The organism is bacterium (assembly GCA_035370465.1).
Taxonomy (GTDB): Bacteria; Ratteibacteria; UBA8468; order B48-G9; family JAFGKM01; genus JAGGVW01.
In genome coordinates, this window is sequence record DAOOVW010000002.1 from 43521 (window position 1) to 69189 (window position 25669).

Below are 25669 nucleotides of genomic sequence, written 5' to 3' on the forward strand. Positions count from 1 at the left end.
AATGCTCGCCCGTAAGCTCCTCGCTTTTAGCTACGCATCCTAATTTATTTAGTTATTTCTTTTTCAGGTCTTCCTGGTAATAACCACTCAGTATGAAATTCCCTTATTTTTCCATTTTCTGTTTCTAATATCTCAGGACTTTCTTCTCCGCCAATTTTAAAATATCCATGTGCTCCAAAGTAATCTCTCTGTAAAGCAGTTACCTGACAGGCAAACATAATTGGTGAAGTTAATTGTAAAATATAATCATAGGAATTTGCCAATCCTAATGCAGGAACTCCGACTTTATGAGAAATTTCAACCAACTTTCCAAGTTTCCATAAATTCTTTTTAATAAAATCAGAAAATTTACTGTGTGCAATCAAATTTAAAAGTTCAGGATTCTCTAAATATGCCTTTGTAATTTCATCAAGAAATTGTGCTCTTATAATGCATCCTGCTCTCCATATTTTTGCTATTTCTCCTAAATTTAAGTTGAATTTATAAAACTCAGATGCAGATTTAAGAAGTGCAAAACCCTGAGCATATGAAGAAATTTTACCTATATAAAGTGCATCATGAGCAATATCAATAATATCTTCCTTTTTCTCATTTAGTTCTTCTCTGATATTAAGAGGTAGAATTTTACTCATTTTCAATCTTAAATCTTTTTCCCCAGACATTTCTCTTGAAAACACAGCAGAAGATATTGTTGGAACAGGAACAAGTAATTCCAATGCACTTTGAACTGTCCATGTTCCAGTCCCTTTCATTCTTGTAATATCTGCCACAATATCAACAAGATATACTCCTTCGTTTCTTTTATCTTTTTCTTTCAAAAGGTCCGATGTAATTTCTATAAGATAAGATGATAATATATCATTTTTGTTATTCCACTTTTCCATAATTTCACCAATTTCTTCGCCTTTCATACATAAAGCATTTTTAAAAAACCAGCAAACTTCTCCAATAAGTTGCATATCTCCATATTCAATTCCATTATGTGTCATTTTTACAAAATGCCCTGCTCCACCAGGACCAATAAAAGATACACATGGAGAACCATCATACGCTTTTGCTGAAATATCAGAAAACATTTTTTCAATAAGTTGATATGCTTCTTTTGAACCACCTGGCATAATAGAAGGACCTTTTAAAGCCCCTTCCTCTCCACCAGAAACACCAGTTCCGATAAATAAAATTCCTTTTTCTGTTAAATATTCATATCTCCTGATAGTATCTTTAAAATATGAATTTCCACCATCAATTATAATATCTCCCTTTTCAAGAAATGGAATAAGTTTTTCAATAAAATCATCAACTGGTTTTCCTTCTTTTACCATCATCATTATTTTTTTAGGTTTTTTCAATAGTCCAACAAAATCCTTTATTTCATATGCTGGAATAATTTTTTTCCCTTTTGCCTGTGTTTCCACAAAATTTTTTGTTTTCTCTCCTGTTCTATTATAAACAGCAACAGTATAACCCTTATCTTCAAAATTAAGGGCAAGATTTTTACCCATAACCTCCATTCCAATTATTCCAATATCACATTTTTCCATTTTCATCTCCTTTTATTTTAATTTTTAATGGACATTTTACCTTCAAAATCAAATTTTTCAAGTTTATTAATTCCTGATGGTCTTGGATTTATTTCAAGAAAAACAGGAATGACTTTCCCCTCTTTAAATTCAAGTAAGAAGTCAATTCCCATAAAATTCAGTAATTCCTTTAATTTATAATTGAAAGCATAATAAACATTTAATACATCTTTTTTTATTAAATCAATATCATAACTTGTAAGAATTAATCTTTTGTATTCCTCTTTTTCCCTGTAAAAAACTTTTAAAAAAATATCTTTAAAACGAATAATTTTCCCCTCTTTTTCAACAGAAGTAATTGGTAAATTATCATTTGCTATTTCAACAAATCCATAGTCAGTCATAATTTCGTTATTAAATTTCCATAAAAGGACTCTAAAAACAATTTGTCTATATCCTTTTTCTTTTTCATTATAAAAAAAAACATTCCCTCTTTCTTCTTTTATAATTACTGACTGGCCCTGTAAAATTGTAAAAATTGTTTCAAGAACATTTTTTTTATTTTCAAAAAAATATTTACTTGTGAAAAAATATGTTTCTCTTCCTTCTGTTCCCCAATTCGGCTGTATATAAAAATTTTCAATTCTATTTTTAATAAGAAATTCTTTCAGGATTTTTTCAATTTCCCCTCTTTTTTCCCATTCCAGTAAAATACATTTAGGAACATTTATTCTATTTTTTTCTAATTTTTTTATAGTGTAATATTTATTATCTGCTTTCAGAGAAGAAGAAAAAGGATTCAATTGAAATATATTATTTTTTTTTAAAAAAGCAGAAATTTTTTTATGAACTTTTATTTCTTCTTTAGCAATAAGACTTAAAACTAAAACTTTTTCAAATTTAGGAGAGAATTTTAAAAGTACTTTTTCTACAATAAAATTATTGCTCATTTTTAAAATCTCTCTTTCAAAATTTTCTTTTGAATCCCATTTAATTCCATAAAACTCAATATTTCCCTTTCCCTTAAGACATTCAATATTAAAAAATAAGATAATTTTCTTTATATATTCTTCATCAGATTGATAAATTATTCCTATCTTTTTCACTTTCTTATTTTGACTCTAATCTTTCTTTATAAATTTTCGCTCTTTCTCCTAATGACTTAAATATTATAAAGACCCCCTCCCCTTTTCTTTCTGGCGGCAATTGGTCATTATGTGGTCTCCATAAACCTGCTCCTGGATTTGGTTCAATTTTATAAACAACAAGGGATGGTATTTCATTGCCTCTTTTGTCATATAATTTTCTTTTTTCTCCTTTTTCATTAAATAGAGGAATTGATAAAACCTTTTTATTTTTATCAACTCTTTTTATCTCTTTCATATTACTATCAAATATTTTTATCTTAGTTGGATTACCTTTTTCATCATATAGAGGTATAAGTTTTTCTTCTTTTTCATCAAAAATATATTTTAAATTATCATCTTCATCTATAAGAAAAACAGGCATATAATCCCCCATTTCATAAGGAATATCATTTATTTTAAAACCGGTTAAATCAGAGAAAATTTCATCATACTTTACTTTTGACATAAATTCTGGATAAATTTTTAAATATTCATTTAAAACATATTTCCAATTCTTTTTTAAATATTTTCTTTGGGATTCCATACTTGAAAATGCTGCTTTTGTTATTTGTATCCTCATGTCGTTTCTATATTTTGGATTAATAATATCATCAGTATATTCAAAAAGTAGACCGCCCTGTCCAACATTGGCAATACCTTGAGTACTTATAACAGTTATATGATGCGAAATTTTATAGTCACTTTTTTCAAAAACAAGAATCTGCCTGAAATATGAATACAATGGTGTCTGTGGTTCTCTATCAAGTAATACAGGAACCCCAATTCTTGCAAATCTTTCAACAAGTTTTTCTAAAAATTCTTTTGAATATAATTGCCTTACTCTTGATTCAAGTACCTGCTGAATTACAACATTATCTGTTTTAGAAATTTCAAAAGTTAATTCTACCAATTTATCTATATTTTCTTCAATATATTTCCCATTTTCTTTTACTGGAAGTATAAGTGATTTTCTTCCTCCTGATTCTTTTTCTGGTTTTACAATCAATGCATCATATTTTCTTGCCAATTTGTATATTTTTTCTTTAATTTTATTCTTTGACTTACCTCCATACTTTTCAGTATCTTTTATATACCAGTTTTCCTGCTCAGGTGTTTTAACCCCAGAACCTTTTAACATTTTGGGAAGTTCACATTTAAGGTGAGTTGCTGCTTCCCATATTAATGGCTGGATTATTGGTATTCTGTAAGTATCTATTTCAGACCTTAATGGATGAGTAAAATGGAAAAAAATTCCATGAAGTGTAATTACCCCTTTAAATGTTCCAAAGACCAGTCCATTTTCATTTTCACCAAATTTTTTATATTTCTCTCTGAGTTTTTTTATGTCATTTTGGTTTGGATAGAACATACCTTCTCTTATTGTAAGAACTTTTTTATCTTCTTTTAATTCAGGAATAGGAAATGAAGTTAAGAAAAGATTTATATTGGCATTTGTTGAAAGGATTGGTCCTTGTTGTAAAGCAACAGGAACCGTTGTATTGCCATAGGGATATATTATCCCAAGATTAACTCTTTCAGATACAGATAAGTCAGCAGGGTCAATCTGCATAATTATTTCTGGGTATCCAAAACCCTCATATTTTAAAACAACACTATCTCTTAGACGAACATAATGAAACCAAAAATCCTCGTCTTTATTCTCCCCTCTTATTCCAATCCCATAAATATTTTTATCAAAATTTCCAAGATATAAATCAGTATAATCAGAAGAAAATTTCTTCATAGATGTTTTTTCAGATATAAGAGACCTTAAATATGTATATAGATACCTATGATATTGACAGGCAAGTTGAAATTTCTTATCTCTTGGAATTTTTTCAAAAGTTGAGGACCTTTCTTTTGAATAATGGTAAGGGAGAGAATCAAAAATATGATTATTTACTGTTAAATCAAAAAATTTAGATATTTCAGTATTAAATTCCTCATCTGAATTGAGATTAATTGTTTTTTCAATTAAAAGTGAAATATCAATAAGTTCAAGTCCAGCACAGATTTCATTGTAAAATTCATAATTTCCTGTCTTTACATCAGCGGAACTGGCAAGATTTGTAACAAGAGATAAATAGTTTTTATCAGTTATCACATTTTCTGAAAATAAATTATTTATATCCTGTAATAAATTTTTCCCATTAAAAGATACAATCTCTTTATTAAGAAATTCAAGATATAATTTTGAAATCCGCAGATATTTTCCGAAATCATAGGGAGAAATAGTATTTGTCCCTTTTCCTATAATTTCTTTCGCCTTTCCATATATAAGAGAAAGATTTTTAGGATAATTTTCTATTACCTTTTCTACATCAAGGAAACCTCTTTTCTTTTCTCTTATGCATTTTACTCTTTCAATTTCTTTTTTTCTTTCTTCCCACCTTGCAAGTCCCTCAACTTTTTCTTCAACTGCTTTTAGAGAACCAGCAAGTCCTGTACTTATCTCTCTATACTTATATTGTTTAGGTGGATGATAAATAGACCTTAAAAAGTTGTTAACAATAAAATCTATTTCTTTTTGTCCATAACTTTCTTTACCTGAAACACCAAATAATTTTTTTAATTTTATTCTATATTTTTCTCTTAATTCTGAAATTTCTTCTTTTTCTAATTTCCCATTTATAATATAACTTCCTCCATAAATTATCCATTTCCCAAAATCAAATTCATTTAGTTTTATACCTTTTGAAATTTTTGCAAAAGTATCAGTTATATATCTATCTCTCAAATTCCATACGCCTAAATTTTTTGCATCTCTTTCCTCTCTTAAAACATCGTCAAATTTTCTTTCAATAAGAATATTCTTTTTTATTCTATTTAAAACCTCTCCTGCTTTTTCTTTGTTCTCATTTAATATAGCAGTTAAAAATTCCTCACTTAAACTTTTCTCATCATTTAATTGGTTTTTCCATTTTTCAATTGTTTCTTTTCCTATTCCAAGACAACCATAAACAACTTTTTCTTCAAGTGCAAAAAGTTCTTTTACTTTCCTTCTGCAGTTCGGATAATTAAAAGCAAATGTAGGTCTTCTTGCCCCAGAAGTTCCGTCTGCAAAAACCAACCCACTATTTGGCCTTCCTTTTTTCATCAAATAAAGCATCTTTGGTAAATTATCAACTAATTCTAATAGTTCCGGGTCAGGTATCCCCAGGTCAATGAAATCAATACCTTGAATTGCCTCTTCATATGAAGAAAAAGGTCCTCTTTTGTCAATAACAAGAAGATGGATTTTCCCTTCAAGGTCTTTTATTATTTTTTCTTTTTCTTTCTCTGTTCTATCCTTTATTCCTATCCACCTTTTTAAATTTCCTCCATATACAAGGCAATTTGTCCTTATAATATTTTCATCAATTCCAATATTTAATAAGTAATTCTCAACTTCATTTTTTATTTGTTCAAGTCCTGAATTAGGCACATGATTTAGAATATCTGAGCCAGTGCAACTGCCAACAATTCTAATATCAGCAGGTGGAATAAAATCTTTGAACATCTCTTTAATTATTTCTCTTCCTTCCGGGTCAATATCAAGAAGTATATGATTATCTGCAACATTAGAATATATTTCAAGTTTTCTGCTTCCTGCACTGAACCTCACATCAGAGACAGGTATCAATTTCCCATCTTTTTTCTCCCCTTCTTTATAATTTGCTGTCATAACGCCTATCAATTCACTGTCATCAACTAAATATGGATTTTTCTTCCTTGCCTGATGTATAAGTTGATAAATAAGTTTAACTTTTCTAAAAGGACCTGTTCTATTTATTTCTTCTAAACCCTGTGCTTTTTTGTTAACCCAGTAAGTAAATTTATATTCAAGTTCTTTTTCTTTATTTTCAATAAGCCCCATTTTCCCAAGTATCTTTGCAATTTGTGGTAATCTTGAAAGACAGATGGGCTTTCCAATTATTCCAAAATATTCAGGATATTTTTTGAAAAGATAAGAAGTTGCTTTTTCTTCCCATTCTAATTCAGAAGTAATTTCTGCTCGCCAACCAAGAACTTCTCGCAAATCTTTTATTATATGTTCCTGAATTTTTTCTGGTATTCCAAATGAAGATAATATCTGAGAAGATATTTCTCTATCAACACATGCTATAATTATTGCATAAAGAAGACTGAATTCCTTAGGAACACAAAAACCTCCATATGTTTCACCTGCTGGTAAGACCTTTCTATCACCTCTTGCATTCCATTGATTTCTGAAAAATTCAAAATCGCCCATTCCCAGTGTATCAAGATTTATACTGCCTGCTAATGAAAGATAATAGACACCACCTCTTGAAAAGAAATTTTCCCCTACTTTTAAAAATTCAGTTACTCTTGTAGAAGGAACAACAGTTGGACCTGCAATATTATAAAGGCGATATAATTCTTTCCCAGAATTTGCAGAAATATCATCTATACCACCTACCCATTTAGGAATATCTCTTACTGAAAAAACTTCTTTTGCTCCAAGGTCCACTCTGCTTGGAGTATAAAGTAAGTTATATCTTTTAAAAGGGCCTTCTGCTTCATATCTAAAAAGTGGATTTGAAAGTTCACTTATTAAATTTTCTTCAACAATAACTTCTTTTTGAGCATTAATAGTTGAATATGTTGGATTGAGATAATTTTTAAGAAACTCTTTTGTTTCTTTTTCTAGATTGAAATTTCTAATCATATCTTCTCTTGTTTTCTTTAAAATTTTCAGATTCTCTTCTTCCTTTATATCAATTAAATTTATATTTTCCAGACATTTTAAAACGCATTCTGGTTCTTTTACTTTAAAATCTTTTCTATTTAAATTTTCACCCTCTTTTTGCAACAGAATTATTATTTTTGATACTTCTTTTCCTATTTCTGGATAAGAAAAAAGACATTTTAATATTCCCTGTTCTCCTTCTCCTAACTTGTAAATTTCCCCTTCAAGATTGTTTTCTTTAATTATTTTTTCACCTATTTTTATTATATTTTGTCTCCATATTTCCATTTTTCCTTTTACTTTTTCTTCAAGTTTGTGTCTTCTTATAATATTGAATAAAAGCATACTTTCCTCAAGCCAGTTTTTTACATTAAGTTCGCTTTCACCCGGTCCAAGAGTAGTTAAAATATGAATAGAAGGAAGATTCCTTTTTGGATAATCTACAAGCGATAAATATTTCTCATGGAGTTCCAGAATACAATGTTCTTCAAGGAATTTTTCAAGTTGATTTTTTAATGATTTAATGCCTTTATAATTTTTCAAAAATTCTTTTACCAGATTACCTTTTTCCACTTCATTTATAGCAAGTGTTAATCCTTCAAATCTTAGCAGTTTCTCTCTTTCACATATTTCAGATATCTGCCTAATCATATTCTCATATGATTTTTCAATGAGTGCAGAAATATAGGCAATTTCCTTCTTTTTATTTCTTGTTCTTTCAATTAATTGTTTTTCATCCTTAAAATTTATCTTTAAAATTTTGGAGAGAATATTTCTTGCAAGAAAAACATTTTCTGTAAGCATAACCTCTTCTATATTTAATGCCCAGTTTTCAGCATTTGTTCTGTACATTTCCTCAAGAATATTTCTCTGAACCCATGCAGTGAACTTATAAGAACCATTTTCAGGTATTATTTGATATGTTGCATATGCAGGAAGTGCTTCTATCCAGTCATCACAAATTCTAAGCCAGTCCTTCATATCAGGTGTTACATAAATGTTTTCCCCCCCATTTGCAAGTAAATTTTCAATTTCAGGGTCCTCCCCAAAAAAAGGGTCAAGTAATTCATTTAAAAGTCCCATATATATTGCATCTATTGGAAAAACCCTCTGGAAAAATATCATATAAATAGGTGTTCTTGATGGAAATTTGTTTAATTCATTTTCAAATTTTTTTATTTCAACTCTGATATTGTCAAAAACTTTTCTATCCTGCATCATAAATTCTGCATTCTCATCAAATTTCTGGACAAGTTGAAATTCATAATTTCTTAATGTATCTTTTAAGTTTTTCAATCCACATTTTATCTGTGCAATAGAGACATCATTTTCTCCTGTTAAATTATCAAGAAATTGTATATCACTTTCTATTGGTAAAAAACTAATTTTTGACTTTGAAATTATTCTTCTTATTTTTTCTAAAAGGAGAGTTATTACATTTGAAGAGAGCAATTTTGAATTTGCTAAAAGTAAAGCATCAATATAAAAAGCACGACTGAATCTTCCACATACAATTCTTCTTCCCGATTCTTTTCTATCTAAAGCAATTTTCTCACAACATTCTCTGTCTTGTTTTTCATCATATGTTTCTCTTATTGCTTCATAAATCTGGCTTCTTAAATTTTCAAGGTCTTTTACTGTCTCTATAACATATTTAACTTTTTCTCTATTATAAGGCAAACCAAAGTTTTTTCTTGACAAAAGTAGCGCACACAATTTTTTTCTCTTTATTACATCTTTTTCTTTTTCCCCTTCCTCAAGAAAATTTATATACCATTGCCCATTTTTTTCCTTACTGAATATTTTTATTATTTTATTCCTTTGAGATGGAGAAAATTTTTCATAAATTGAAATGTAAGATAAAAGAACTTCCTTTTTCCCTTCTGCCTTCAAATTTTTAATAAATTTTCCTATTTTCATTTTATATAAATTCTGCACCGCTTGAAGAATTACAAATAAAAGATGATTCTGGTAAGTTTCTTTTATGGTAATACTTTTTATTTAGAATTTCAAGTGTTTTTTCTGCTTCTTTTTCTTCAACTAAAACTAAAACACATCCCCCAAGCCCTGCTCCTGTTAATTTTGCTCCTTTTACTCCATTGATTTTTTTAGTAGTATCTACAATAAAATCTAATTCTGGAGTGCTACATCTATATCCACCTGGCTGGTTATAGATTTTTGCCTCTTCTTTTCCTTTTTTTAAATCAGATATTAACTTTAAAAGATACTTATCTGTTACTCTATAATCCCATTTTTCTATTTTATTATTGTCTAAATGTTTTACAACTCTATCACCGTCATGTGAAATAAACATTAACTTCCCAAATTTTTCTATTTCATTGTTTTTTAAAAAATATTCACATATCCTTGCTCTTTCACATTCACTTATTCCATACATCAAAATATCTCTTAATCTATAACCTTTTTCAGGAGGTATATGCGTCTCAAATAGTACTCCAAGATTTTCTTCAGGCAATAATTTACAAATTTCTTCTCTTTTAGAAATTTCAGGAATTGAAAGCAAAATTTTATATACATTTTCCTCACTTTTGAGTATTTCTGGATTTACATCTCTTAAATGCACCAATTTGTTCTTTAATTCAGGAAAATTTTTCTTTATTAACTTAAAGCCTATTTCATAAGATGCTATTCTTTCATTAAATATATTTTTAGCATCTGTAGATTTTTTTGCTTCTATTAGTGAGTTACAACATATTACTTTATAATTTTCAGGAAAGGGTAGATATTTACTTGTAAAAGGGAAAAATCTTAAATGGACTATCTGCCCCTTTTTACCAAAAATCATTGCTGCATGGTCTCCACTTCCACCTCTTGTACCTACATACCATTCTGCTTCTCCACACATTTCAACAAGTTTTTCTTTTTCAATATCTATATTATTAATTTTACAGGCACAAAGCATTGTTGCCACAACTAAAGCAGAAGATGAACTTAAACCTGCCCCGATAGGAATTTCACCATAATAGAAAAGATTAAACCCTTTTAACGGAATTTCAGGAAATTTATTTTGAAGATATAAAATAGGTGCCTTTACATAATTTATCCAATCACCAGGAGTAATTTTAATTTTCCTTATAAAATCAATCCAGTTAATCTTTTTGGCTGGTAATTCATTTTTTATATCAAATTCTCTTGGTGGATATTTTTCGCTTTCTAAATTATAGGAAATTACTTTACTATCATTTCTCTTTCCTGCTACACAAAACAGTTCTTTGTCAATAGTTAAGTAATTTGTATAACCCCCTCTATGGTCAATATGCGTACCTAAAAGGTTAATTCTTGCAGGAACTTTCAGAATATCAATATCCTCATCATTAAACTTCTTGATGTATGACGCAATAAGTTTCTTTAAGCATTCATTATTTTCAATCCCGTTTAACTTTTTTGATGCTATCATTTAGACACCTGAAAAAGCATTAAAACCACCATCTATTGGGACAACAATTCCTGTCACAAATTTTGATGCATTTGAAGATAGATATATACAAATACCTATCAGTTCATCAGGATTTCCCATCCTTCCCATTGGTGTATGTGAAATTATTGTTTTTCCTCTTGGTGAAAGGTTTCCATTTTCATCTAAAAGTAAATATCTATTCTGCTGAGTAAGAAAAAAACCAGGTGCAATAGCATTAACTCTTAGATTTTTGTTATATTCAAAAGCAAAATGTGCTGCAAGCCATTGTGTAAAATTACTTACTGCTGCTTTTGCAGCAGAATAACCAGGAATTTTTGTTAAAGGCCTGAAAGCATTCATTGATGATATATTTATAATTGAACCTCCCTCTTTATTCTTTACCATTTCTTTCCCAAATACCTGTGCTGGTAAAATTGCTCCACCAAAAAGGTTAAGAATAAGAACCTTTTCAAGAGCAGAAAGAGGTAGGTCAAAAAAGGATAAGTCATCTGATGTTGTTGCCTCTTTCATATTTCCACCTGCTGCATTAACAAGAACATCAATCCTGCCATATTTATCAATTACTTTTTTACATGTTTTTTCAATTTCATCTTTCTTCAAAACATCAATATACATACTATCTACTTCAATCCCTTCTTTCTTGAATTCTTCTCTTTTTTCCTCAAATCCTTTAATATCACAAATAATAACCTTTGCTCCACTTTTTGAAAAACCTTTTGCAATTTCTCCACCAAGAATGCCACATCCACCTGGTATTACAACAACTTTGTTTTCTACTGAAAATAATTTTTCTACAAATTTCATTTTCTTCTCCTTTTTATATAACTGCGGGGGTTGAACTTTTGTTTTAATTACTAAAATTATTTTAAACCCTATTTTTTTTGATATCAAATTTTTTTCACAAGCAAAAAAGTAACTTATTTATTTTTTCTTCTGTTGATAATTTTCTATTATTATATCTCCAAATATTGGTGATAAATAAAGATGCCTTTTTCTTCACAACTTTATCCTTTTATAAAATTATTTTTTATGTATCTCAAAGGTAGTTCCTGTTGTTAAGTCAGATACAACGGTCCCCGGTAAAAATTCAATTTTTGTTTCTTCTTCTGAAATAGCTTTCCCTACTGAAATCTCCTCTACTTTCCAAATATTTTTTATCAATCCTTCAGGAGTCTTTCCTTCTGTTATCATCTTCATCGGAAACCAACAATCCTTACATACTTCTTTGTAGTCAAAGAATTCAACAGTATCTTCAATTTTGTTGTTCACGGTTCTTTCTATTAACACTGGACAGAATCCTATATCTTGTCCTAACCAAATGTTATAGCAAATGTCTCCTTCGCTTATTTTTACTAACCAACATTTATGTCCATCTATAACTTTTTGTTCTCTTGTAACTTTCCCTTTTTCTAAAGCATCATAAAGGAAATAAGAATTCTTCAAAAAAATTGGGCAATATGTCGTCTCTAATTTTATACCACTTAAGATCGGCCCCAATCCCATATCAATCTCACCGAATTTCTTATCACTTTGGGAAATGCTAATTTCCTTCCGAGTGCCAGAATTTCTTTCATACTTTCCTTTATATGTAAATTTCAATTCTTTTCCTTCAAAATGTTTGGTTTCCATAAAAAAACAATTTGGAGTTCGAACATACTGGGATATTATTTCCGAATTTTCTTTTTCGACATCTGTCAGAATTGTAATTTGACATTTCACTTTTAAAGCAGGATAACTCAAATTTTCTTGATTTTTCAAAGATGCCTTTATAAATTCTATAGTTGGAATTTCTTCTGCTTGTAATATACTTCCTGTTAAACCACAAATTATTAAAAACATTAAAACCAATTTTATATTTAATTTTTTTAACATATTTTTTTTCTCCTCGTATATCAGTTCTTTTCAGGCACAGTAAAAGAAATCCCTGTCCTTTCATCATAAACTTGTGTGCCAGGTGGAAAAGTTAAATTAAATTCTTCATCTTTTATCCCTTGGTTAACTTTTATATTAGAATATACCATTTTACCTTCTGCACTGATTTTTTTGGAAGAAGGATCATACCATTTTATAGAAACTCCTCCTGGGAACCATATATCTTTGTCTATACTAAATTTTTCAAAATTAATAGGACCTACACTTATTATTAAATCTTCCTGTCTGTATATTTCAATTTTTTTAGGCAAAAAACCTTCTTCCACAGAGAACCATATTTTATATCCTAAATAGGAATAATCATCCTTGCCATATCCTTTGAACTCTTTAAATCCAAAACTTGGAACTTCTACTACAAAACATTTACTCCCAGCAAAATATTCAGAATTAGATAGTATTTTTAATTTTTCATTTTGGAGAATTTCTTCCAAAGTAATACCCACAGGCCACAGATGAAATAGAATGGATGAAGGAACCCAAGTCGGTCTAATTTTTAGTTGAATATAATAAGGTGAATATCCCATAGTAACTGATGCAATTTTACCTTTCTCAAAGTTTATTATATAAGTGTTTTCAGGAGTGTAAATATAAATAATTTCATTTATATTTTTTGATTCATCCACTGCTTTAAGAAAAACTTTTTCTTTGCCATCTTTATAAAACCATTTTCCGCTTTTTATTTCCTTGCTATTTTTATAAGTTAGTTCAAATTCTACCGATGCATCTTGTATAAGAGACAGGTTATACCTAATTCCTTGTAAAACAAATTCTAATTCATCTTTTGGCTCACAAAATACAAAGTTAGTTTTGGTAATACAAGCATTTTGTAATACAAATACCAATATACTCAGAAAAATAATTTTTTTTATTTTGTCCATTTTCCCTCCTATGTTAAAAGAGGGTACTGCCAAAATTGGCTAATTAAATTCACTCCTCACTTTCTCACAAAGACAAATGAAATGTGAAAAGTGAGATGTGAGAAGTAGAAATCCCGTAAGCGTAACTTATCGCTTCGGCGTAGGGATGGTCTGTAAGCAAAACTCTAAACCCTTCTGTGTAAGACAATCCACCCCTGCCCTCCTCCTCTACTAAAACATTGGCGGACATGTTTTTTAAAGGAGGGAGAGTATTTTCCCCCTTTAGTAAACCGACTAAAGTTGCAAAGTTTAGCACACAGAGTTGGTGCTGTAATGTATTTCAATAGGCACAACGGGGATGAAGGAGGATTTTGAGAGGGATCTAACAAGCACAACGGGGTAGGGAGATTTTTATTTTTCATCTCTCTTTTATCTATTTTTTGACACTACCTGGGTCACAACCATAACATTTACTTTTAAAAAGATGTCCCGGACAACTAAAGTAATTATTTATATGATACCATTCTGTGAATCCTTCCAAAAATGTTTTCACTACAGTATTATATACCCCTTCTGGATATTTTTTTAAATACTCTTCCCATATTTTCTTTGCTTGTTCTTGACTTTTGTTTTCTTTATACATCATCCATAAAAAATAACAATTTTCTCATTTGTTCCCTTTTATATTATTTCTTTTCAGGCACGGTAAATATAGTATTAGTTATCCTATCATATACATTCATTCCAGGTTGAAATTCAGGTTCAAAAATTTTGTCAGAAATTTCGTTATTTACTTTTATGTTCGTATATTCTATTTCTACAACTGCATTTTTTTCTCCTTTAATATCAGTATATCCAATAAATTTTTGTGGAAACCATATATCACCTATTTTTGTATATGATATTATAGAAACTATTGTTGTAGTGGAACCTATTTTTGTTTCTATTTTTGCTGATAAAAAATTCTCTTCTGAAATCCAAAATGTATAGTCGATGTTTTTATAATCAGAAGGACGGTAAACCAAAGGATAACATTTTTGGTTATTAACATATTCAACCTTTTTCAATTCTATCTTCCCGGAAGAAAAAATTTTTTTTAACAGATACACCTGGCCAAAAATGAAAAAGTACAGAAGAAGGAGGAGTAACAGAATATATACCTAAATTTTGTATTCCAACAGGAGTAATCAGTATTTGTTTATCTTGTATTTCTACATATTTTTCTCCATCACAATAAATTTTGCCTTGTCCTTTTTCATATGTTTTCTTAATGTACTCTACAACTTCTTTGCCTCTCTTATATTTCCAGAAACAGTTATATGTTTCTTTTTTTTCTTTTGTGTATGGAACTTTTTCATAGTCCTCCTTTTTAAAAAACCCTGATTTTGAAACAGAGGGAGGATGTTCATACCATTTCTGTTCTTGTTTTATTGTATAATTGCACTCTCCTGATCGAATCATCTCAACAGCATATTCCCACCCTTTTAAAACAAACTCTTTTTTACTATTCTCTTGGCACCATCCTATGTTATTAGACAAAATATACCCTATCGGCACTATCCACATAACTATTTTTATTATTTTTGACATTTTAAGTGTCCTTTTTATCTTAATTCTTTTTATTTTGGCATTGTGGTGCATAACCGCAAGAAGGATAGTCTTTACTTAAAATAACTTATATAACTGCGGGGGTTGAACTTTTGTTTACCCCCCGCAGTTGAATTTAGGTTAAAAGGAAAAATCAGGGTGTGTAAAAGAAATTAGTTTTTTTGTATTTCCACATAAAACCCATAAATAATAAATTTGAAACTTTGGAGCAACTGCAACTGGATGATAGCCCTTAGGTATTGTAATAACTTCATCATTTTTCACTACAAATATATTATCCTCTGTTTCATCAAATATCCTCATAACTCCAAAGCCACTTTTAGGCTTTATCTTAAAGAAATATAGTTCTTCAAGTTTTGTTTCAACTGGTGGATTATCTTTATCGTGTTTGTGTGGGGGATAACTTGACCAGTTTCCAGGGTCATTTATTGTTTCTCCAAGCAGTAATCTCTCAGAAGAAGATTCCTCAGTTAATATATCTGTTATATTTCTAAAATATACTTCTTCCCCTACCCTTCTGAACTTAACATTTTTTTTATCAATAAATAAAGGAGTTCCTTTTCCCGTTGCTAAACAACTTAATACACAAATCTCTGTCTTGCCTATAAATTCAATTCTATATTCAAGAAAGGGAGGAAGATAAACTGCAACAGGTGGTTCATCAAAAACATTTGTTCTTTTCATTTTTCCAAATAATTTATTTTCTAAAAAGAAATTGCAGTTTCCTTCAGTTATAACAAAAACTGTTTCATTTTTCTTTGTATTATCTTTAAATATTTCACCCTCTGAAAATCGAATTATCCCACAATTTAAAAACTCTAAATCACTTGTTTCAGGTGTAATTATTTGTTGATAACCTTCAATTTTTTCAATTTTATAATGTTGTGCCACCTTATCCCTCCTTGTATTTTTCTTTTATATAAAATACCATTTAATCTAAACTATTTCAATTGAATAATACCCATTTAATTGATAAGTTGCTTCTATCAATATTCTGCCTTTTTGAGTTAAAGAATTGAATAAATTATTTTTAAAAATAAATTCATGAAATTCTGGATGAACTTTTACTTTTATTCTCTTTTCACCTTTTCTAAAAAGTAAATTATAGATATTTTCTTCTAATTCAATAAAAATCATATTAAAATTTTTTACATAGCCAGTTGCTTTACATATTTGACACTCATCATAAAAAAACTCCTTTAAACTTATTCCTGTCCTTTTTCTACTCATTTCAATTAATCCTAAGGATGAAAGAGAAAGCAATTTAACTTTTTCATCTCCAAGAAATTTTTTAAAGTTTTCAAAAATTTTCTTTTTCTTCTCCTGTCCTTTTATATCTATAAAATCAATTATTATAAGACCTGAAAGATTTCTTACCCTTATTTGCCTTGGAATTTCCATTGCTGCTTCAATATCTGTATTATAAATTGTCTCTGAATAACTTTTACTTTCAAAACTTCCTGTGTTAACATCAATTGCTGTTAAAGTACTTCCTTCTTCAATAAGTAAATAACCACCTGATGGTAAATAAGCTTTCTCATTGAGAAAATTCAATATTTTTTTGTTCAAATCAAATTTTTCAAATAGAGGGATATCATAATTATAAAACTTTAGTTTCCTTATAAATTCAGGACACCATTTTTTTATATACACTTTAATATCATTATAAAATTTTTCTCCTTCAACTATTATTTCTTCTGTCTTTTCATTTACGAAATCTCTTATTATTCTTGTATGTAACGGTAACTCTTGCCAGAGTGAATATGGAGCATGAAATTTTTTGTCTAATTTTTTTATTCTTTTCCACTCATTATATAAATATTTTGCTTCGTTAACAATGTATCTGGCATCTTTGTTTTCAGCATATGTTCTTATAATAAAACCATCATTTGATGGAATATATTTCTTTACCAGTGTCATTAATCTATTTCTTTCTTTTTTATCTTTTATTTTTTTAGAAATTGTTTTTATTTTTGAATCAGGAATAAAAACGAGATACTTACCTGGTAGTGTAATCCTTGTTGTAAGTTTCATCCCTTTTAATTCCTTTCCCGGTTTAGTAACCTGAACTATTATATTTTCTCCTTCTTTATGAGTTTTTGTTTCAGGTAATAACTGACGAAAATTTTCTTCTCCAAAATATACTTCTTTATCTCCAAAATGCAAAAAACCATTTTCTCTTTTTCCTATGTTAATAAAACTTGCATTAAGTCCCTTATGAATTTTTTCTATTTTCCCTTTATATATATTTCCAACAAAAATATCAGAAGGAATTTTATCAACAAAAAAATATTCAATCTGGTTATTTTCAACCAATACAACCCTTATAAAATAAGAATCACCTGTTATAATTACTTTCATATATTATGTTCCTTATTATTCTTTTTTGATTTCCAACTATTTCTAACAACTTTTTATGAGAAAAACCATTTATCTTTATAATAATTTCAAAAAAATTTTCACTTTTATTTATTTCTCCCAATTCTTTCAGTTTTTCTAAATCCAATTCATCTTTTTCAATTTTATAGACAGCCATTAAAGTTATTACTCCTAAGGAGTGGTTTTCTAAAGGAATCCAGAAACAATCTTTAAATAAAACGCCTTCTACAAGAAATTGATTTATATTTTTTAAAAATTCATTTTCATTTATTTTTTCATCAAAATAAATATCCATAATCTCATTCTCACCTTCAATATATACCGGTAGGGGAGGACCAAAACTTAATTTTGGATGTGGATTAAAACCTTCTGTATATTTTAAAGGTAAATTGGTTCTTCTTAAACACCTCTCAATATGTCTTAATAAATTTTTACTTGATATATACTTTGAAATACCCATTTTTTCATAAATAACTCTTAACCTATAAACATCCTTTGACATAAATTTCCTCTATATTATGAAGAACACCACCATAAACACTTGGTTTTAAATTACCAAACTTATTTCTTACTGCATAAATTACAAGTGGATTTACAGTATGAATAAGGGGTAATTGCTGCTGAACGATTTCCTGCCATCTATCGTAAATGACTTTTCTTTTATTTTCATTAAGTTCTTTTGCTCCTTCATCAAATAAAACATCAATTTCTTTTTCCCACTCCTCAAGAATTTTTTTCTGTCCCATATTCCACAGATGAAGTTGTCCATAACTCATCCATACATTTTTAGAAAAATGTGGTTCTATTCCTCCTGTAAAACCAATTATTACACCTTCCCAATCATTTGTAACATTTAATTTTGTAACAAGTGTATTAAACTCAACTGGCAGAAGATTAACATTCATACCCAATTTTTCAAGGTCATTAATTATAACATTTCCAATCTGGATTCTTTCAAAATTATCACTATTAGTTAATATAGTAAATCTAATCTGGTTATTCTCATTATCAAAAAGTTTTGTCTGTTTGTAGTGGAAACCACCTTTTAGAAGATATTGTCTTGCCTTTGATAGGTTATATTCATAATCAGGTAAATTTTTATTATAATAAAATCCACATGTGGAAGTCATTGGTCCTACCTGTGGAACTGCAAGTCCATTGAAAACATTTTTTATAATGTTTTTTTTATCAATAGAATGTGCAATTGCTTTTCTGAAATATAAATTTTTAAACCATTTAATTTTGTAATTATCAATTGGTGAAAAAACATTCTGATTAAAGGAGAGAAAATTTGAACTAAGTGAAGGTCCTATCTCATAAATTGTAAAATTTTCTTTATTTTGATATGGTTCTAAAACAGAAAAATCCTGCCCTCTTATTGAAATTATATCAATATCTCCTGTCCTGAATTTGAGAATTGTCATATTAGGGTCAGGTATAATAAGAAAAATAATTTTGGGGATATAAGGTAATCTATTCCCTTTCTCATCTTTTTTCCAATATTTCTCATTTTTTTCAAGTATTACCCATTCTCCTGGTCTATACTCTTTCATTTTGTAAGGTCCTGTTCCAATAATATTATTTACTTTTTCATTAACTCCCCATGTACTTGTTATCGTCCCATTTAAAACATTTTTTTCAAGTATATGTTTTGGGAAAATTTCTTGTGTCATTAATTTTAAGAAAGGAGCAAACTTTTCTGGAAGTTGGAATTCAACAGTATAATCATCAACTTTCTTTACATTTATCTTTTTCCCATCAACTGTGAGAACATCTTTGCTACTTGTAGGAATACTTTCATTATAAATCAAGTCATTATATGTAAAAATAACATCATCTGCTGAAAATTTTTCTCCATCATTCCAGTAAACATCATCTCTTAAATAAAAAATCCATTTTTTCCCACTTTTATCTATTTGCCATTTATATGCTAAAGATGGTTTTACTTCCAATGTTACACCATCCATTTCAACAAGCCCTTCAAATATAAAAGTTGTAATATTAGTTGTGCTTGTTTCTTTTGCAATAATAGGATTAAATGACTTTGGGTCAGAGGTAGTTGATAGAGTTATTTGATTTATATCTTTCTGAGTTTGATAAGTTGAACAACCTGAAAATAAAAGTAAAACAAAAATAAAAAATTTTTTCATTTTATAAACTCTTCCATATCTGCCAAAAGTTCATCCATAGATGAATACCTTAAATTCAAATCTGGATTTATTGCTTTCTCTATTATCTTTTTTAACTTATCTGGTATTGGCAAATCATAAGAAATTATTGGTGTTTTCCCAGTGTTTTTTTTATTTGCCCTAATATTTATTCTTTTTAAATAATCTTCATCATTATATCCTTCAATTTGCAGTTTACTTGTAATAACTTCATCAATTGTAACACCAAAACTATAAATATCTGATTGAAATGTCGCATTACCTTCTTCCTGTTCGGGAGCAACATAGGAGATAATTCCAAATTTTGTAACCGTTCCTCCTTTTGGAAAAATATCTTTTCTCCATAGTTTTCCTGGTAATTTTGCAATACCAAAATCAGTAATTTTAACAATCTCCAAATTCTTTGACACCAGAATATTATCTGGTTTAATATCTTTATGAATAATATTATGTTGGTGAATATAACTTAATCCTTTACCTGCTTTATAACAAATTTTTATTATTGTTTCGAATGGAAATTTTTCTCTTTCATATAATATTTCTTTTAGATTTTTCCCATCAACATATTCCATTATCATTGCATAATATCTATTAAATCTCCCGAAATTGAAAACTTTTACAATATTTGGATGGTCAAGTTGCATAGCAATTTCCGCTTCTCTTTCAAATTGACTTATTAGTTTTGATTTTTCAAAAATTCCCGCTTTTAAGTTGAGTATTTTAATAGCAACAGGATTACCATAGGGAGGATGGGCAAGAAACGAATATGCTTTATATACCTTTGTGTATCTTCCTCCTCCAATTACTTCTCCTAAACAATATCCTCCAAAATTTTTATCTCGCATTTTCTTCTTTTTCCTTTGTATTAAGTTTCCTGTTTAAATTTCAGAGCAAGTAGTGAAAAAAAACCTTCTCACTTTTCTTGTGCTTACTAATCTTTTTTATAAAATCCTCCTTCATCCCCGTTGTGTCTATTGAAATACATTACGGCACCAACTCTGTGTGCTAAACTTTGCAACTTCAGTCGGTTTGCAAAGGGGGAAGTATGTCTCCTTCCTTTGAAAAAGGAAGGTTGGGATGGATTTCTCTTTTTTACACTTTCAATTCGCTACTTTTCGGTCAACACAGTTGACTGAGTATTTATATCCCATTTAAATCAGGTAAGTCCAGAGAAACTAATTCAATATCATCAACATTTTTTATATCTTTTTCAAGGTCAACAATTGCTATTTTCCTTTCAACACCATATTCAGAAGATGTAAAAATTGTTAAACACCTTTTATCAAACATAACTTCTTTTGCCTTAGGGTCATGACTTCTTATTAAAACATTCTTTTTTAATTTGCCCATAACTTTTTCAAAATAATCCTTACCAAGTTTAGGTCTTCCTAAAAAACTACCCAGCAATTCTCCTTTTTTTTCAACAAAATCTCCCCATAACATTATAAACCATTTTTTTCCTCCAACTTCAATATTCTCAATATCTAATAATTTTTCAACATCTGGAATTGCTGCATGAACTCCAATTAAATTATTACCTGTAACACACCACGGTAATTTGAGAAATATCTCTTTATAATGATTAAATTCTTCTGGTGAAAGTGCCTCCCAGAAATTAGAAGGAGAGCACTCACAAATAGGATACACCTCATGATTTCCAGCAAGCAAAATTAAATTATCATATTTTTCTCTTTTTTCTAACAAATAATCAATATTTTCTTTTGACCTTTTTCCTCTATCAACATAATCACCAAGGAAAACAACATAATAGTTATTTTTATAGAGAAAATTTTTTAAAATAACTTTTGATGCAATAATATCGCCATGAGTATCACCAACAAAAACACATTTTCCTTTGTCAGGTAAGGTAATTACTCTTTCCATTTGAATATTATTGGCTGGCAGGAGGGATTTTATTCTCTGTTTTTTCTACCTGTTGCTTTAATATACTTTTATTTGTTAATTTGCCCGGAGTAACAGCAAGAATTAAGGAAGAGACAATAAAAATTATTGCTAAAATAGTTGTAATTCTATTTAAAATAGTAGGCGTCTCTGCCCCAAAAACAGTTTCCATTCCTCCACCACCAAAAATATTAGCCATAGAAGAACCTTTGCCACTTTGTATCAAAACAAAAAACATTAAAAGAAGACAGACAATAATATGAAAAACTAAAAGAAAAGTGTACATTTTTTCTCCCTTTTAATCAACTCAAATTTTTTTATAATTATTTCTCTTTCCCCCTTCCCTTCCTCTCCCTTAAAGAAAAATTTCTTATACTTTATAATTAATAATTCTTAAAAATTTATCAATATCTAAACTTGCTCCACCAACCAAAACACCGTCAATATCTTTTTCCTTCATTAAATCATCTATATTATCAGGACTTACACTCCCTCCATAAATAACTCTTATTAAATCTGCAATTTCCTGATTATAATTTTCTCCAATCCATTTTCTTATAAAAGTATGAACTTCTTCTGCTTGTTGTGGAGTTGCATTTTTCCCAGTTCCAATTGCCCAGACAGGTTCATATGCGATTGTCAGTTGTTCAATATATTCAAAATCAGATAGACATTTTTCCAGTTGTTTTTTAATAATATCAAATGTTTTATTGCTTTCTCTTTCTTCTAATTTTTCACCAATACACAGAATTGGTTTTAGTTTATATTGAATAACTTTTTTAACTTTTTTATTTATAATTTCATCTATTTCACCAAAAATATTTCTCCTTTCTGAATGTCCACAAATAACATACTCAACACCTATATCTTTCAGCATCAAAGGAGAAATTTCTCCTGTAAAAGCACCTTTCTCTTCATAAAAAACATTCTGAGCCCCTAAAAGTAATGAGGAATTTCTAATAATATCAGAAATGGGATATAGAGATGTAAAAGGAGGACAAATAAGAATTTCTCTATCATTATAATTTCCAATATTCTTAATTAAATTCGTCACAAATTCAATTGATTCAGAAGGTGTTTTATTCATTTTCCAATTTCCTGCTATTAATGTTTTTCTCATTTAAAAACTCCTATTTTTTTAATACATCAATTCCAGGGAGAGTACCTTTTTCTAAAAATTCAAGAGAAGCACCACCACCGGTAGAAATATGAGAAATCTTATCTGCAACACCTGCCTTATTAACAGCAGCAATTGAATCCCCTCCTCCTATAACAGAAAATGCATTTGAATTTGCCACTGCTTTTGCTATTTCAATTGTCCCTTTTGCAAATTTATCAATTTCAAATATTCCCATAGGTCCATTCCAGAAAATTGTTTTTGCCCTATTGACACAATCAGTATATTCTTCAATTGCCTGTGGTCCTATATCAACTCCAATCCATCCCTGAGGAATAGTTCCTCTTTCGGTAATTAACACTTCTGCATCAGGAGAAATTTTATTTACAATAATATGGTCAAGTGGAGTATGAAACTCCAAGTGCCTTTTATTTACTTCTTTTATAATTTCTTTTGCAAGAGGTATTGCTTCTTCATCAACTTTTGAACTACCTATTTCCCAGTGTTTTGCCTTTATAAATGTATAAGCCATAACTCCACCTGTAATTAGAGTGTCAACTTTATCAATCAAATTTTTTATCATTCCTATTTTATCAACAACTTTTGCTCCCCCAATAATTAAAAGAAAGGGCTTTTCGGGATTTGATAAAAGTTTTGATAAGGCATCAACCTCCTTTTTAATTAGAAAACCAGCAGCAGTGTCTTTACAATACTTTGTTATCTGATAAATTGAAGCATGCTCTCTATGACAGGCAGCGAAAGCATCATTAACATATGCATCAGCAAGTGAAGCAAGTTGTTTTGCAAATTCATCATTTCCTTCTTCTTCTTCTTTGTGAAATCTTAAATTTTCTAAAAGTAATACATCTCCTTTTTTTAAATTTTCAACTACTTTTTTTACTTCATCACCAACACAATCAGGAACAAATTTAACTTCTTTATTTAGTAATTCACTTAATCTTTCTGCAACAGGCCTTAAACTCATTTCAGGAACAACTTTTCCTTTTGGTCTGCCCAAATGAGAAGATATAATTAAAATAGCACCCTGTGAAAGAAGATAATTTATTGTAGGTAATGAGGCAGTTATTCTTGTATCATCAGTTATCCTGCCATTTTCAATAGGTACATTAAAATCAACTCTCAAAAAAACTTTTTTACCGCTATAATTTTGTTCTTCTATCGTCTTAATTTCCATTTTACCTCCTTCTTACTGTAAAGGTTCTGCCAAAATTGGTTAATTAAATTCACTCCCCACTTTCTCACAAAGACAAATGAAATGTGAAAAGTGAAAATCCATCCCCTCGGGCATAGCCCTACGGGCGAGCCCACCTTCCTTTATAAAAGGAAGGAGTATCTTCCCCCTTTCACAAACCGACTAAAGTTGCTTACCTTGTTTCTCAGAGTTGGTGCGTTATCGTTTCCCAGATAGCACAACGGGACTTAGGGGGATTTATAATTAAAATCCATCCCGGCCTTCCCTTAGTAAGGGAAGGAGTATTTCCCTCATTACTTCCCCCTTTAGTAAACCGACTAAAGTTGCAAAGTTTAGCACACAGAGTTGGTGCCGTAATGTATTTCAATAGGCACAACGGGGATTGAGGGGAATTTGAAGAGGGATTGTTCTACACAGGCAGTTTAAAATATAGCATACGAACCATCCCTACGCCGAAGCGATAAGTTATGCTTACGGGATTTTTATTTTTCATCTTTCTTTCATCTAAGTTTTTGACACTACCACTGTAAACATTCATTTCTCTACCTGTATAGAAAAATTTTTATATCCCCTTCTTTCTTATCCTAAATCTCCGTTCCTCCCCTGTTATAAATAGGGAATCTTTGCTCTCTTTATAAATTCCCTTTTTCAACCATAAATTTCAAAAGGTCAACAACTCTGCAACTATATCCCCATTCATTATCATACCAGCCAAGAACTTTTACCATATTTCCAATTATATATGTCAAAGGTGCATCATAAATTGAAGAATATGGGTTCTTAACAAAGTCCTTAGAAACAAGTTCATCTTCTGAATATTTCAAAATTCCTTTTAAATATGTTTCTGCTGCTTCTTTAAAAGCAGTATTTACTGTTTGTATATCAACTTCTTTTTCAAGTTCAGCAACAAAATCAACAATAGAAACAGTTGGAGTAGGAACTCTTATTGCAAGCCCATTCATTTTTCCATTTAATTTTGGTATAACTTTCCCAATTGCTTTTGCTGCCCCGGTTGTTGTAGGAATCATAGAAAGTGCCGCAGCCCTTGCCCTTCTTAAATCCTTATGTGGCAGGTCTAAAATTCTCTGGTCATTTGTATATGAATGTATTGTAGTCATAAGTCCTTTTACAACGCCAAAATTATCATCAAGGACTTTTACAAGAGGAGCAAGACAATTTGTTGTACATGAAGCATTTGATATTATTGTATGATTTTTAGGGTCATACATATTTTCATTTACTCCCATAACTATTGTTAAATCTTCACCCTTTGCAGGGGCAGTAATTACAACTTTTTTTGCACCACCAACAAGATGAAATGATGCTTTTTCTTTATCTGTAAAAAGTCCTGTTGATTCAACAACAATATCAACCCCAATATCTTTCCATGGCAATTTTGAAGGGTCTTTTTCAGCAAAAACTATATATTCTTTTCCATCAATTACTAATTTGTTATCTTTTCCTTCAACAGTACCAGGATAAATCCCATAATTTGAGTCGTATTTAAAAAGATATGCAAGTGTCTTTGCATCAGTAATATCGTTAAAAGCAACAAAATCTATTTCAGGAAAACTCTTTTCAAGAGCACTTCTCAAAACCAGTCTTCCTATTCTACCAAATCCATTTATTCCAACTTTCACCGCCATAATTTCCTCCTTTTTAATTTATTTTTATATTTTGTTTATTTTAACACTAAATTTTTTAATTGTAAATACAA

20 protein-coding genes are annotated in these 25669 nt (G+C 29.4%); all 20 read right to left on the minus strand.

Translation table 11 applies throughout. The features are described 5' to 3' along the window. Positions 1-44 precede the first annotated feature (44 nt). Positions 45-1541, minus strand: a complete 1497-nt coding sequence (gene gndA, locus PLW95_00600) for an NADP-dependent phosphogluconate dehydrogenase (GenBank protein ID HOV21168.1) — start codon at positions 1539-1541, stop codon at positions 45-47. Positions 1542-1558: 17 nt separating this feature from the next. Beyond that, on the minus strand, positions 1559-2626 hold the full coding sequence (locus PLW95_00605; protein ID HOV21169.1) for a hypothetical protein: 1068 nt from the start codon (positions 2624-2626) through the stop codon (positions 1559-1561). Between the two features lie 4 nt (positions 2627-2630). Then, positions 2631-9257, minus strand: coding sequence for a hypothetical protein (locus PLW95_00610; GenBank protein ID HOV21170.1), 6627 nt, complete (start codon positions 9255-9257; stop codon positions 2631-2633). 1 nt (position 9258) lies between these two features. Further along, positions 9259-10755, minus strand: coding sequence for a galactokinase family protein (locus tag PLW95_00615; GenBank protein HOV21171.1), 1497 nt, complete (start codon positions 10753-10755; stop codon positions 9259-9261). Then, on the minus strand, positions 10756-11580 hold the full coding sequence (locus PLW95_00620) for an SDR family oxidoreductase (protein ID HOV21172.1): 825 nt from the start codon (positions 11578-11580) through the stop codon (positions 10756-10758). Between the two features lie 216 nt (positions 11581-11796). After that, entirely contained in the window at positions 11797-12648 is an 852-nt protein-coding gene (locus tag PLW95_00625; GenBank protein ID HOV21173.1) for a hypothetical protein, read from the minus strand. Between the two features lie 20 nt (positions 12649-12668). Then, entirely contained in the window at positions 12669-13586 is a 918-nt protein-coding gene (locus PLW95_00630) for a hypothetical protein (GenBank protein HOV21174.1), read from the minus strand. A 412-nt stretch (positions 13587-13998) separates the two neighbouring features. Further along, positions 13999-14211 (minus strand): hypothetical protein, encoded by a 213-nt coding sequence (locus tag PLW95_00635; protein ID HOV21175.1) that lies wholly within the window; start codon positions 14209-14211, stop codon positions 13999-14001. 40 nt (positions 14212-14251) lie between these two features. Beyond that, complete coding sequence (locus PLW95_00640; GenBank protein HOV21176.1) at positions 14252-14632, minus strand: outer membrane lipoprotein-sorting protein; 381 nt, start codon at positions 14630-14632, stop codon at positions 14252-14254. Continuing rightward, positions 14619-15155 carry a hypothetical protein gene (locus tag PLW95_00645; protein HOV21177.1) on the minus strand — a complete coding sequence of 179 codons (537 nt, stop codon included), beginning with the start codon at positions 15153-15155 and terminating at the stop codon, positions 14619-14621. The genes PLW95_00640 and PLW95_00645 overlap by 14 nt, the downstream gene beginning before the upstream one ends. Positions 15156-15293: 138 nt before the next feature. After that, positions 15294-16064: a 5-deoxy-glucuronate isomerase gene (locus tag PLW95_00650; GenBank protein ID HOV21178.1), complete on the minus strand. Its 771-nt coding sequence runs from the start codon at positions 16062-16064 to the stop codon at positions 15294-15296. 45 nt (positions 16065-16109) lie between these two features. Next, positions 16110-17534, minus strand: coding sequence for an Rne/Rng family ribonuclease (locus tag PLW95_00655; GenBank protein ID HOV21179.1), 1425 nt, complete (start codon positions 17532-17534; stop codon positions 16110-16112). Further along, positions 17512-18054, minus strand: coding sequence for a TIGR03936 family radical SAM-associated protein (locus PLW95_00660; GenBank protein ID HOV21180.1), 543 nt, complete (start codon positions 18052-18054; stop codon positions 17512-17514). The genes PLW95_00655 and PLW95_00660 overlap by 23 nt, the downstream gene beginning before the upstream one ends. Continuing rightward, positions 18035-19702 (minus strand): ABC transporter substrate-binding protein, encoded by a 1668-nt coding sequence (locus PLW95_00665; protein HOV21181.1) that lies wholly within the window; start codon positions 19700-19702, stop codon positions 18035-18037. Before PLW95_00665 ends, PLW95_00660 begins: the two co-directional genes overlap by 20 nt. Beyond that, positions 19699-20565 (minus strand): serine/threonine-protein kinase, encoded by an 867-nt coding sequence (locus PLW95_00670; protein HOV21182.1) that lies wholly within the window; start codon positions 20563-20565, stop codon positions 19699-19701. The genes PLW95_00665 and PLW95_00670 overlap by 4 nt, the downstream gene beginning before the upstream one ends. A 295-nt stretch (positions 20566-20860) precedes the next feature. Further along, entirely contained in the window at positions 20861-21604 is a 744-nt protein-coding gene (locus PLW95_00675) for a metallophosphoesterase family protein (GenBank protein HOV21183.1), read from the minus strand. 7 nt (positions 21605-21611) lie between these two features. Beyond that, positions 21612-21908: a preprotein translocase subunit SecG gene (gene secG, locus PLW95_00680; protein HOV21184.1), complete on the minus strand. Its 297-nt coding sequence runs from the start codon at positions 21906-21908 to the stop codon at positions 21612-21614. Between the two features lie 84 nt (positions 21909-21992). Beyond that, positions 21993-22742: a triose-phosphate isomerase gene (gene tpiA / locus PLW95_00685; GenBank protein HOV21185.1), complete on the minus strand. Its 750-nt coding sequence runs from the start codon at positions 22740-22742 to the stop codon at positions 21993-21995. Positions 22743-22752: 10 nt separating this feature from the next. Further along, positions 22753-23934, minus strand: a complete 1182-nt coding sequence (locus PLW95_00690; protein ID HOV21186.1) for a phosphoglycerate kinase — start codon at positions 23932-23934, stop codon at positions 22753-22755. Between the two features lie 650 nt (positions 23935-24584). Further along, the gene (gene gap / locus PLW95_00695) at positions 24585-25598 is read right to left on the minus strand and encodes a type I glyceraldehyde-3-phosphate dehydrogenase (protein HOV21187.1); all 1014 of its coding nucleotides are present in this window, start codon (positions 25596-25598) and stop codon (positions 24585-24587) included. Between the last annotated feature and the right edge of the window lie 71 nt (positions 25599-25669).